General features: G+C 33.6%; 7 protein-coding genes. 2 read left to right on the forward strand and 5 right to left on the reverse strand.

The genetic code is table 11. The annotated features are described in order from the left end of the window. The first annotated feature begins 1 nt into the window (after window position 1). Window positions 2–1,225, forward strand: coding sequence for an ATP-binding cassette domain-containing protein (locus P8K68_RS13660; RefSeq protein WP_300252075.1), 1,224 nt, complete (start codon window positions 2–4; stop codon window positions 1,223–1,225). 47 nt (window positions 1,226–1,272) lie between these two features. Here P8K68_RS13660 and P8K68_RS13665 read toward each other — a convergent pair whose 3' ends face one another. From P8K68_RS13665 to P8K68_RS13675, 3 genes are all read right to left on the reverse strand, one after another. After that, window positions 1,273–2,163, reverse strand: a complete 891-nt coding sequence (locus P8K68_RS13665) for a transglutaminase family protein (RefSeq protein WP_300252078.1) — start codon at window positions 2,161–2,163, stop codon at window positions 1,273–1,275. Between the two features lie 2 nt (window positions 2,164–2,165). Further along, complete coding sequence (locus P8K68_RS13670) at window positions 2,166–4,727, reverse strand: circularly permuted type 2 ATP-grasp protein (protein WP_300252081.1); 2,562 nt, start codon at window positions 4,725–4,727, stop codon at window positions 2,166–2,168. A 274-nt stretch (window positions 4,728–5,001) separates the two neighbouring features. Continuing rightward, window positions 5,002–8,310, reverse strand: a complete 3,309-nt coding sequence (locus P8K68_RS13675) for a transglutaminase family protein (protein ID WP_300252084.1) — start codon at window positions 8,308–8,310, stop codon at window positions 5,002–5,004. Window positions 8,311–8,658: 348 nt separating this feature from the next. Here P8K68_RS13675 and P8K68_RS13680 point away from each other — a divergent pair, with 348 nt between their 5' ends. Next, entirely contained in the window at window positions 8,659–10,041 is a 1,383-nt protein-coding gene (locus tag P8K68_RS13680) for a response regulator (protein WP_300252087.1), read from the forward strand. A 42-nt stretch (window positions 10,042–10,083) separates the two neighbouring features. Here the strand turns inward: P8K68_RS13680 and P8K68_RS13685 are convergent, their stop codons facing one another. Beyond that, window positions 10,084–10,464, reverse strand: a complete 381-nt coding sequence (locus P8K68_RS13685) for a RidA family protein (RefSeq protein ID WP_300252090.1) — start codon at window positions 10,462–10,464, stop codon at window positions 10,084–10,086. Window positions 10,465–10,594: 130 nt separating this feature from the next. Beyond that, window positions 10,595–13,369 carry a putative LPS assembly protein LptD gene (locus P8K68_RS13690; protein ID WP_300252093.1) on the reverse strand — a complete coding sequence of 925 codons (2,775 nt, stop codon included), beginning with the start codon at window positions 13,367–13,369 and terminating at the stop codon, window positions 10,595–10,597. Window positions 13,370–13,503: the final 134 nt, after the last annotated feature.

Below are 13,503 nucleotides of genomic sequence, written 5' to 3' on the forward strand. Positions count from 1 at the left end.
CATGCTTATGCCTAAGCATAAAGCATTCTACATTTCTAATACCGAAAACAAAAAACAACTTCTCAAAAATATTACATCAGGGACGTGGTTTAAAGATCTAAACGCACTAAAAGGAGCTGTGTTTTCAGATTTTACGGTGAATGCCTTTATTGAAGAGGAAATACGTCACGGGCATTTTGATGTACAAACCGCAACAAAGAACAGTCTTAAAAATTCTTCTGAAGGTGAACGCAAACGGGCTTTACTTAATCATATTTTAAAATCTCATCCAGAATATATCGTTTTAGATAATGTTTTTGATTGTTTAGATGTTGCAGCACAATCTAAAATTAAAAAAACCTTATCGCAATTAAGCAAAAACACTCAAATTATACAGATAGCATCTCGAAAACGGGATATTTTGGGTTTTATTGATAGCATCTATGTTTTAGAAGATGGCGCACCCAAATTGTTTGTCGATACTAACGAAATCCTCACTAAAAATTTCACACAAGATTTACCACAACCTTATAAAACGGAAAGGTATAAATTTACTTCGTTAATTAAACTCAATAAGGTTTCTGTGAATTATGGCGAACGTCCCATAATCCAAAATATCACTTGGGAAATAAAACCCAGAGAGTTTTGGCAACTTATTGGTCCTAATGGTTCAGGAAAAAGTACGATACTTTCATTAATTTCTGGCGATAACCCCAAAGGCTATCTGGTCGATATGACCTTATTTGGTATAAAAAAGGGGAGTGGCGAAACCGTTTGGGATATTAAAAAGTATATTGGTTTTTATACCTCCGAAATGTTACGCGGTTTTAAGCGCAGAGATACAATAGAAAGTATGATTATTTCTGGTTTTGTAGATTCTGTAGGACTTTATAAATACCCAACCGATAGACAATTTAGTATTGCACGGGAGTGGTTAGAACTTTTAAATATGCTGCATATTAAAGAAAAAAGTTTTCAGTTTTTATCTAACGGTCATAAACGCTTGGTGCTCATTGCCAGAGCCATGGTAAAACACCCGCCACTACTTATTTTAGACGAACCTACAAACGGACTTGATGATGCAGATGCCAAATTATTCTCAGAATTGGTAAACAAAATAGCCCAAGAAAGCGAAACCGCAATTATTTATGTCTCACACCGTAAAGAGGACTTTATAAAACCTGACTTTGTTTTTGAGCTCACCCCAAACCCAAAGGGCTCTGTAGGTAGACAAGTAAATGTTTAGTAGTATTTATGTCGTTTTTAAATGGATATTTTTATTATATAATTTTCTTAAACCGCGGGCCTAATATCCACAGCAACTTTCATTTTGTTTTTTCCAGAGCTGTAAATAACACCTTTAAGCGGTGGAACATCGTAATAATCGCGACCATAAGCCACGATAATATGCTGGTTTTTTGGGATTTGATTATTTGTTGGGTCAAAATCTACCCAACCAAATGTTGGGATATAAAGTGAGAACCAAGCATGGGAAGCATCGGTACCCACTAATTTTTCTTTTCCTGGAGGCGGAAGAGTTTCAATATAGCCACTTACATACCTTGCTGGTAACCCGACTGAACGCGCACAGGCAATAGCTATTTGTGCAAAATCTTGACAAACGCCTTTTTTCTTAATCATAACTTCGTGTATGGGTGTTGCCACATTAGTTACATGCGGATTAAACTCAAAATCATTAAAAATACGTTGCATCAACTCATAAGCAGCTTCAAAGATAGGCCGATTGGGTTTGAAAGATATTTCGGCGTAAGCTCTAATCTCCGCTGAAATATTTGCTATAAGGATAGATTCCAACATAAATTGTTTGACATCTAAGTTCTCTATGGTTTGAGATTTTAGTGCGACTAAGGCATCCATCAAATTAATAGCTTGTCCGTTAGTAGATTTATAAATATCAGGTACTAAGGTATGGTCTCTAAAAATTTTACTTAATGCGGTTACCTTTAGTTTTTTGTGCTGTTCTTGAATTGAAAATCGGGTTAGGGTGTTTCCGAAAAAATCATACTTTTCAGAAAACTCTGTTGGCTTAGGGCTTATAACTAATTTATAATCGACTACCGTTTGCCCCAACATATTTTTAGGTTTTATGGTAGCGATATTATGGCAGAATGTAACACCAAATTGATACTTATAAATCGTGGTATGTGATACTTGATACAACATTTTTACAACTGTGGGAAATTTTGATTCGTCAATTGATTTTGGGTGTAAGCATGGTTAAAATACGTGTTTGAAATTTCCATAGCCGTTTGATGTAATAGATCGCTAATTTCTGCTAAAGTATCATCGAGATTTTGTCGTATAAGCGCATCCTCATCTAATTTTAAAAGCGTTTCAATATGCAAGCTATTCATCTTAGTATGTGCTTTCATGATTTTTTCTTTACAGGCAGTTATGGTATTTGCACCTTCTGAATATGGCAATCTGCTCACATCCTTTTCAATACGCTTTACTTGGTAGGCTAGCGATTTTGCATAGTCTTTATCTAATAGTATCAATTTTGTAACGTTTTCTATACTTAAATAAGAGCGGTAACTATACCGGTATATATTAAGACTTTCACTGCTGTTTAATAGCGATTCTAAGATTTCATATTGTACTTGCTCATTATAATTAATAACAAGTATGGCACGACATTTTTCAACATGCATCATAGCTTGTTCGGTTTGTAAACCTATAAAATAAAGCAGTAACCCTTGGTTTACCAAAATGCTTTCTTCAATAAGTGCCATAAATGCAATTAGTCGTGTAATAATCCGGTCTAAAAACTTTGAAAGGGCGTTAATAGAAAAATCATCGTTTTCGTTAAATTTTTGCCATTGTTTTTTAATACCATCAAATACACGCCACATGTCTTTAGACCATAAGCTTCTTAAAGAATAATAAGAATTGTTAAAGCTAGCCATGTTTTGAGCTAAACTGCCTAAGCGCTTTTCATCAGTTATCAAAGAAATAATTTCTTTTAAAGGGTTTTTTAAAAGTGCTTCGGAACCTTTACCAACAAAGCCAGGGAATGTGGAGGTAATATTTGTAATAGATTTATATAAAATAGTTAAGCTTTCAGAATCTGATTTTCGCGTACTATATTGGTCTTGATGCATTCTATTAAGAACCATGCGTAAATAACGGGCAGTAACCAAAGCACGACTTAAATACCGTCCTGACCAATATAAGTTTTCTGCTGTATTACTCGATAAATCATTAATATCTGAAACATAATTATTTGATGACGCATCCCAAGAATAATTTCGTAATGGATTTTGAAGCTGATCTGAAACAATCCAAAAATCCTTACTAATTCCACCACGCTGATTTGATACAAACAAGTTTTCACGTTCTGCTGCAACCCTTACTAAGCCACCAGGCATGATACTATAACTGTCTTTTTTAGCAATAGCAAAGGTTCTGCATAATACTTTTCTAGGTTCTAAAGTGCCATTAACAAAATTTGGAGCTGTTGAAAATGAGATTTTTTCTTGCGCTACGAATTGGTAAGGCGCCAATGTGATTTCTTTTTTTAATTTAGCTAATGCTGCATCATCTAAAAATTCGCAAAAGAAAATATTTTCTCTATTGGAGCGATCAATACGTTTTACGACTAAATCTTTAAGATGATTTAATACATAATCAAGCTCTTTTTTTTGACCGCACCACCAAGAGGCTATTTGAGGTAGGATTAAATCTTCTTTGAAAAAATAATTACAAATGGCATTCATGAACGGAATTAACCCCGAATTTTCTAATATGCCACTACCAACAGGGTTTACTATAGCTACTTGCTGCTCTCTAACAACTTCTAATAGTCCTGCAACGCCAAGATATGAATCTTCTCTTAACTCCAAGGGGTCCATAAAAAAGTCATCAACACGTCTTAAAACAACATCAACTTGTTTGAGTTTTTTAAGTGTTTTAAGCCATAGTTTTCCGTTTCTAACCACCAAGTCGCTACCCATAACTAATGGATACCCTAAAAAAGACCCCAAATAGGCGTGTTCAAAATAGGTTTCGTTGTGTGGTCCTGGAGTCAGGATAACTATATTTGGGTTGCTTTTATTTTGAGGCACCGCATCTAGCAGCATTTGTTTTAAGTCGTTAAAAAAACTTAAAGGATGTTTAACATTTATATTTTCGAAAATGGTTGGTACAACCCGGTTAAGGGCATACCTGTTTTCTAAAGCATATCCCATACCGGAAGGGGCTTGGGAACGATCGCTAACCACCCACATACGTCCGTCTGGACCTCGTGCTAAATCTGCAGAATAGATTTGTAAATTTTTAGAGGTGTTGTATTGAATTTGATCACATTGTCTTAAAAAGCCACGATGCGCAAACACTACTTCTTGGGGTACAATGCCATTTTTAAAAAGCTCGCGTTTACCATAAATATCTTTTAGAATTAGGTTTAATAGTTCGGCACGTTGTTTAAGTCCTCTTTCAATGGTGGTTTCCCATTCTGATTCATGAATTACAAATGGTACAATATTTAAATCCCAAGCACGGTTCATGCCATTGGGGTCATTATAAACGTTGTATGTTACACCGTTTTCTTCCATGAGCCAATTCACTTCATCTTGCTTAGCGATAAGGTTGTTATAGCCAATTTTAGAGAAATTATTAAATACCTTTTCCCATTTAGGATTTATAGACATATCTGGTTTTAAAACCTCGTCGTAATCTTTAAATGCAGAAAAATAATTCTGGAATAGTGTATTTGATTTAAATGGCATTTATATTATTCTGTAGTTTTTTTGATAATAAAACAAATTTATAAAACTCTTTTTAAAACAACTCTAAAGCCCACTGAAGGGACAATTGTTAAGGCAAATCACTTCGGCAAATGTGTATGAAAGTTTTTCTTCAATACTGGCTTTTGCGGATGTGTGCGTTAGGGATTGCAGTGGAAAGCCCACAGCGCCCCCGACAGGTGGGTGCGAGGACTTGCAACGGAAAGCCCGACCCTTTTAGGGTAACGCCCAAATTACTATTTACATTTTAAATGCCTTATTTTTTTCTTAAATCTAATGTATTTGGAAACTCAAAATTAGTTGGTATTTCTTTATAATCAAATCTTTTAAAACTTATTTCGTTTTTAATATTGGCATCGTCGTTATCTGCTATGATATCGCCTTGTGTGTGCCCGAAACTCCAGAAACGATTGATGCGTCTAGACTCTGCTTCGAAGCTATTTACAGGATAGGTTTCGTAAGATCGACCTCCTGGATGCGCCACAAAATAGGTGCAACCGCCAATGGAATGCTTGTTCCATGTGTCTACAACATCGAAAACTAAAGGTGCATCTACACCAACTGTGGGATGCAAAGAGGAATATGGGTTCCAGGCTTTATAGCGGATTCCTGCAACATATTCGCCTTTTACTCCCGTGTTTTTTAATGGCACTTTAACGCCATTACAGGTAACCATATAGCGCTCGTTAATAAAGTTTGAGACTTTAAATTGGATACGCTCTACTGAAGAATCGACATACCGAGCGGTTCCGCCACCAGTCATTTCTTCGCCTAAAACATTCCAAGGTTCTATAGCGGCTCTTAATTCTACATGCATATTGTTAATGGTGGTCATGCCATGAAGTGGAAATCTGAACTCGAAAAACGGGTCGAACCAATCTTCTTTAAAGTCGTAACCCGCTTTATTTAATTGGGTTACAATATCTTTAATGTCTTCTCTAACAAAATGTTCTATTAAGAATTTATCGTGTAATGCTGTTCCCCAACGTACTAAATCGTGTTCGTAAGGTGTTTTCCAGAACCAAGCAACTAAAGTCCTTACAAGTAAATTTTGCATTAAACTCATTTGTGGGTGTGGTGGCATATCAAAAGCACGAAGTTCTAGAATACCTAGTCTTCCTGTTGATGAATCTGGAGAATATAATTTGTCGATACAGAATTCTGCACGGTGTGTATTTCCTGTTAAATCGGTTAATAAATGACGGAATAATCTATCGGTTAGCCAAAACGGAACGTCGCCATCTTTTGGGATTTTACTAAATGCAATTTCTAGCTCGTATAGATTTTCCATCCGAGCTTCATCAATCCGAGGCGCTTGACTGGTTGCGCCTATAAAAGCTCCAGAAAACAAATATGATAACCCCGGGTGGTGTTGCCAAAACGTTAATAGACTTCGTAATAAACTGGGTTTGCGTAATAGCGGACTATCTTTTGGTGAAATACCTCCAAGCGTTACATGATTTCCTCCACCAGTACCGGTGTGTTTACCGTCTAGCATGAATTTTTCAGTTCCTAAGCGCGACTGTTTTGCATGTTCGTATAGGTTTAATGTATTTTGAGTAAGATCTTTCCAGTTTTTTGCTGGTTGTACATTTACTTCAATAACACCAGGATCTGGCGTAATTTTCATAGATTCTAAACGGTTATCGTGTGGCGGATCATAGCCTTCAAAAACCACAGGAATATGAAGTGCTTTTGAAGTGGCTTCGATAGATGCTATTAAATCTAAATAGAATTCTGCAGCATCTAAAGGTGGTAAGAATAAATGTAGTTTATTATCTCTTACTTCGGCGCAAAGAGCAGTTCTGATAAAGTAATTGTGTTTTGGTTTAGCAATACCTTTTTTTTGAATCTTATCGAAACGTTTTGAAACCACATTCGCAAAATCTGGAAATTTATCTTGTTTTGTAAAATGGTCGGGTTCAAATTTTGGAAATTCTTCTTGTTCTGGTTTCTCGATAAGTGAATTAAGAGGTAAACGTAACCCGACAGGGGAGTTACCAGGAATTAAGAAAATATGTTGTCGTCTAAATTCCCAAGCGTTACTATACCAAATATGCTCAGAATTATTTAGAGGTAACACATAACCAACAGGTTTTGAAGTACCTTCTTTTAGAATCTCTTTTAATTTTTCTTTTACTAATAAATTGCCGTTTTCTTTTGTGGGGTCTATATCTATTGGCATTTGTCCTTCTTGCCAAAGGAAATAAAAAGCATCTTCGTAGGTAGGTTTAATGTGTTTATCTGAAACACCTAAATACGTTGTAAGGGTTTCTAAGAATTTTTTATCGGCATCTTTTGGTAATTCTGGATTATCAGAAAACAGCGAAAGTAGTTTTTTGTTTTGCCAGATGGGGTGTCCATCTTTCCGCCAGCATATTTCAATGGACCATCTTGGAAGGGGTTCTCCAGGATACCATTTTCCTTGTGCTTGATGCAGTACAGCACCATTTCCATATTCATCATATAATCTTGCAGAAAGCGTTTTTGCTAATTCACGTTTGTGCTCGCCATCGGCATCGGTATTCCATTCTGGCGACTCCATATCGTCAATAGATACAAAGGTAGGTTCTCCTCCCATGGTTAATCTTACGTCGCCTTTTTCTAGTTCATCTTCAACTTTAAAACCCAGGTTATAAATAGCATGCCATTGGTCTTCTGTATAAGGCTTGGTTACTCTTGGAGATTCTAAAATACGTTTTACAGAGTTGTCAAAAAAGAATTCTGTTTCGCACACATCTGTCATTCCAGAAACAGGGGCAGCACTTTCAAATGAAGGTGTACAGGCTAATGGAATATGGCCTTCGCCAGCTAATAGTCCAGATGTCGCATCAAAACCAATCCAACCAGCACCAGGAATATAGACTTCTGCCCAAGCGTGTAAATCTGTAAAATCTTCTGCAGGACCAGACGGACCATCTAATGATTTTTCATCAGACTTTAATTGCACTAAATAGCCAGAAACAAAACGTGCACCATAGCCTAAATGACGCATCACTTGTACAAACAACCAAGCATAATCTCTACATGATCCATTTTTTTGCTCAAGTGTTTGCTCGCAAGATTGCACGCCAGGATCCATTCTAATATTATAGTTTAGATACTCATATATTTTCCTATTAATATCAATTAAAAAATAAATGGTTTTTCTGGGCGTTAAATCTATCGTTTTAATAAAATCCTCAAGTAATTTTCCTTTATCTGTGATTTCTAAATAGGGCAGAAGTTCTTTTTTAGTGGTTTCTAAGTATTCAAACGGATATTCTTCAGCATATTCTTCAACAAAAAAATCAAATGGATTTATAGTTTTTAAATCGGCTATAATTTCAATATCAACAGACAATTCTTTTGTCTTATCAGGAAAAGTTAAACGCGCTAAATAATTCCCAAAAGGGTCTTGCTGCCAATTAAAAAAGTGATTTTCAGGTTTTATTTTAATGGAATAAGACTCAATAGGTGTTCTACTATGAGGAGCAGGACGTAACCTAAATATATGTGGTGATAAAGAAACGGAACGATCATATTTATATACCGTTTTATGAGAAATTATAATTTTTAGCGCCATAGAAGTTCTTTCTTTTTTAGATAACACAATTTAAGTGTTTTCTATTGAGAAGTCACATAAATAGTCTCATAATTAACATACTTAAATTATGATTTTTATATTTTTAATATGTTGAAATTGAGAAAATATAAAATCACTGCTATTTTTATACTTAGAGGCTGAAAAAACATATGTTTTATTCAGGCTTGCGTCTATAGTTTTTCTATTTATGATGGTTACTAAAATGTTTTGACTTAAAGAAGAAGTATTCCTAACATAATAGTTTTGTTAATTCATTTAATTATGGATAAGTTTGTTAAAAGCAACAAGTTTATGAGGGGTTTACCTAAATCTATAAAACATATAAAAATGAAAAAGAAACTATCCTTTTTTATTTTTATATCTATTGCTGTTATATTGATTATCGGTTATGCTTTTTTAGATAAAAAAATATATACCAAAAGTGCAGCTGCTTTCTTATTTATATTAGCTATTGTTCAGGTTTTTGTATTACAGTTTTTTTTAAGAAATCAACTAAGAAATGATGTTATTAAAGCTAATTTGAGGCTAAGAGTTGATGAATTAAAAGAAAGTTTAGATTCTGCTGAAGAGTTGGCTAGTCACAAATCTATATATTTATCTAATATGAGCTACGAAATTCGTACGCCATTAAATACGGTTTTGGGCATGTTAAATATGCTAAAACAAACAGCATTAAATGGTGACCAAACAGCTCAGGTTGAAATTGCTGAGTACTCTTCAAAACACTTATTGCAATTGGTTAATATGATTACCTATAACGCAGAAGCTAATAAGGGGAATTTAGAATTAAATTTAAAAAGTATTGATTTAAAAACGGATTTATCTAAACTTTTTAAGGTTTTAGAATATCAAGCTTGGGAAAAAAGTTTAGAGTTTGAATATAAATTTTTATCAGAAGAAAAGGATAATTTTTTAGTTATTGGGGATACTGCTAAAATTCAACAAGTATTAATTAATTTGGTTAATAATGCTATAAAATTCACCAACGCAGGAAAAATATCAATTATTGTTGACCAATCTGTAGGCATAGATAATGATCAAATAATAACCTTTTACATAAAGGATACAGGAGTAGGCATGAAACCCGAAGAAGTTAAGCAGGTTTTTAATATTCCGGATGGTGTTTACAGCAATTCTATTTTGAAAGACTACCGTGGTGGTGGTATGGGGATTTCCATTTCTCAGAAGTTAGTTGAGTTTATGGGTGGTGAACTCAAGTTAGAAAGCAAAGAAAATGAGGGCTCTACGTTTTATTTTAGCTTACAACTAAAGAAAACTTTTAATTTAAAGGCTGTTCAAGAAATAGAAAAGCCCATTTTATCTGATAAATTTAATGTTTTAGTAGCTGAAGATAATAGGATGAATCAAAAGGTAATTAAGTTTCTTTTAGAGCGTCAAGGAGCCGATTGTACTTTTGCGAAAAATGGTTTAGAAGCTGTTGATTTATATAAAATATTAGATTTTGATATGGTTTTTATGGATATCTATATGCCAAATATGGATGGTTATGAAGCCACAAAATTTATAAAGGAAACGGATAAATATTTAGTTAATAAAACACCAATAATAGGAGTTTCAGCAAGTGCTTTTGAAAAAGATATTGAAAAAGCAAAACATGCAGGCATTGATGATTTTTTAGCAAAACCAATTGAGGTTAAAAAACTAAAAAATCTACTAGTAAAATTTTCAAAAACAAAGACTTCAGCTTAGAGTTTATTTGGCAGTAATACTCAGAACACAACAATTCAACATTTATTTTACTGCAATCATACTAATTTCAACATTAACATTTTTGGGTAATCTGGCTACTTGCACGGTCTCTCTTGCAGGCGCATTGGCATCATCAAAGTAGCTGCCGTATATGTCATTAATTAAAGCAAAATCATCCATATTACTTATGAAAATAGATGATTTTATAACATGATCAAAAGTCATACTTGCAGCTTCTAAAACGGCTTTTAAGTTTTGCATCACTTGTTTTGTTTCAGCTTCTATATGATCTAAAACGAGTGTATTTGTTTCGGGGTTAGTAGCAATTTGCCCAGAGGTATATAATGTGTTACCCGTTAAGATGGCTTGATTATAAGGTCCTATTGGTGCTGGAGCTTTTTTTGTAATTATTACCGTTTTCATAATAATGTCTTTAGTTATTTTATTTCCGAGAAAGCTTAGGATTGAGAATTCACTTTTATAAATATAAAGAATAATAAATAAAGCGAAACGCTCTAAATTAAATTTATATTTAAGCGAGATTACTTAATTTTTATAATTGTATATCTGGTTGTCTACGTTGCTCGTATTTAAGGTCTTTTAAGATACTTGATTTTATACCAATAAAGAAATTCCAAGAACTTCGGTTACTAAAAGGTACCCAAGTGAAATTCATACGCCAACTTAACAAATCCCGCTCAAAACGCAGTTGTGTAAATGTAAATCCTGCATTTTTTAAATCGTAACCTGATGATGCACCTATAGACCATTTGGTGGATAATTCCATATCTCCTGAAAACATTAGGGAGTGAGAGGATATTTCACTTTGCCGTCTAGAATTAGAATAATTTACAGCATAAGCAACCCTTAAATTCCAAGGTATTTTAAAATTATAAAATTCACTAGGGGTTTCATCTTCTTCAGCTTCATTGGTATTTCGTTGTTGATTTGCAAAATCTTCTGAAACACCAAATAAATCGTCTGCTCTTCCGCCACTACGTAAGTTTTCCTCTATATTTTTGTCTTTATCCTTACTATCCCCATTTTTGCTAGATAAAGACCAACTTGCATTCATACTAGCACTAGTTAATCTAAATAGGCTTCCTCCATTGTCAATATTAAACTTATCAATTCTATTATTGTTATTATCTAAAGCATAAGGATCTAAAGTGGCGTTAAAATTAACACTCATTTTATTTTTAAAAAGTTGTGTGCCACCACTCATTCTAATTGGGCTCCATTTTAAAGAATCGCCTGCAAAATTATAAGATGTTGAAAAGTTTAAGTTGTTTAGTAGAATAATCTTTTTTGGCTCAGTTGCAGTGCTATCTCTATCTCTTACTTTGGCTTCAAGATTATTAGAAACAGATATGCCCATAGAGCTAGAAAACGTTTTACTTGGCGAGCCAAAAATACCTCCTTCAAACGGACTATATTCTATAAGCTCCCTTGTTGTTGTGCCATCAGCATCAATAATTTCATCACCTTCATAAGTATTATAATATTGGTCAAAAGCAGGGTTAATATTATAACTTATCGATGGTCTTATTATATGCCGAATAGCCTTAATTTTTTTGTTTTCTCCTTCTTTTTCAAAATTAAACATCCCATAAATCGTTGTACCAATACTTGTACTAAAATTATATGTTCTAAAAGAGTCAAAGCCATTTATATCTTCAGTGATGGTCTCATTCGTAGTGGTATCAAAACGTCTTTCAATAGTTTTAAACGTCCAAACTTCATTTAGATTAGTACTTGCACTGGCACTAAAATATTTAAATAATTTAAAATTGGTTGTTAGCGGAATGGTGTGTTGAAAACCTGCTTTAGCATCATCAAACATTTCTTTTTTAAAGAATAAAGAATCTGTTGTTTGTATCCTGTTTTCTGCCCTCAAGTTATATTGAAAGTTGATATTTTGAATAATTCCCTTTTTTGAACCTGTTTTAGCAGCAAAAGGATACATTCTACTTATACTTCCTTGAAAGGTTGGAAGCGTCATGTTTATACTTTCAGTATTTGTGTTTTGCGAGTGTGTAGCCGTTACGCTATAATTAACTTGCGGTTCCCCCTGAAAAGATTTTGAATAGGAAACCGAAGATGCTAAAGTATTATTTAAAAATGCTCCGGTGTTTACCTGATTAACAGATTGCCTAAAATAAGTACTACTTCCTAAGTTTACAGAGGCAGAAAAACGAGAGCTTGGATTAGCTTTTGAATCTTGACTGTGAGACCATCTAAGGTTATAAATTGTGCTTTTTGAATAATCAGGAAAACCAAGTTCACTATTAATCAAGCTTTCATATCTAAAACCAACGTTACCTCTAAATCTATAACGTTTAGAATAGGTGCTTTCTAAACGCGTACCATAACTTCCGTTGGTAAAATAATCACCTAAAATAGCCAAGTCTATATAATCGCTAATAGCAAAATAATATCCTCCGTTTTGTAAAAAATAACCACGATTGTTTTGTTCTCCAAACGATGGTATAATAACGCCAGAAGTATGTTTTTCACTTTGTGGAAAAAAACCAAACGGTAAACCTAGAGGGGTTGGAACATCATAAATAAAAAGATTAGCCAACCCTGTAACAATTTTTTTACCAGGTACAATTTTCGCTTGTCTTAATTTAATGTAATACTCTGGGTCTTCCAGGTTTTCTGCAGTCGTGTATTTAGCGTTTTTAATAAAATATACAGAATCGTTCTCCTTTTTAGTGGTTTCAGATATTACAGTCCCTTCACCTTGTTCTGTTTTAGAATTGTAGATGAGGGCTTTTTTCGATTTTGTATTAAAGATAATAGAGTCTGGTTCAACAACATTATTACCTTGAGTAAAAACAGGTTTTTGAGTATACCCATTTACGGTATCAGTAATCCCTTTTGCATATACCCTGTTACTGTTATAGTCAATAATAATGCTTCCAGATTCAATTTTCATATCACCATAATCAATCTTAGCCTCATTGTATAAATACAGTTTTTGTTTTTTGTTGCTAAATCGCGTGTAATCTTTTGCGTAATATTTAACTATATTTTCTAAAAGATCTTTTTTAGGTTTTATTGAATCTTGAACAATAGAATCTTGAACAATAGAATCTTGAACTTTTTCTGGAGATGGGATAATAGGTAGTTTTTCTATTTTTGTAACCAAGCTATCGTTAGCGCTTCTGCCAATGGTTTTCCCTTTATTTGGAATATCTTGGGAAAAGCTTAACGTGTTAATAAACACTGTAAAACTTAATGCAAAAAGTATTTTAAAGTTGTTTGTACGCAACGCTTTTAAATGTATTTTTGTAAAAGTATGGCTCGGTTTTTGAAAAGTCAAAATTACATATATTTTTTTGGGATTGATTTAATATTCTATTAAAAGTTTCAAATTAAAATAAACCGTGTTTTTTGATCGTTAAAATCGTATTAACTAACTATTTGTTTATTTAGAAAATAGTGTTCTTGTATTAA

Origin of the sequence: Algibacter sp., from assembly GCF_029245835.1 — a bacterium.
Classification (GTDB): domain Bacteria; phylum Bacteroidota; class Bacteroidia; order Flavobacteriales; family Flavobacteriaceae; genus Algibacter_B.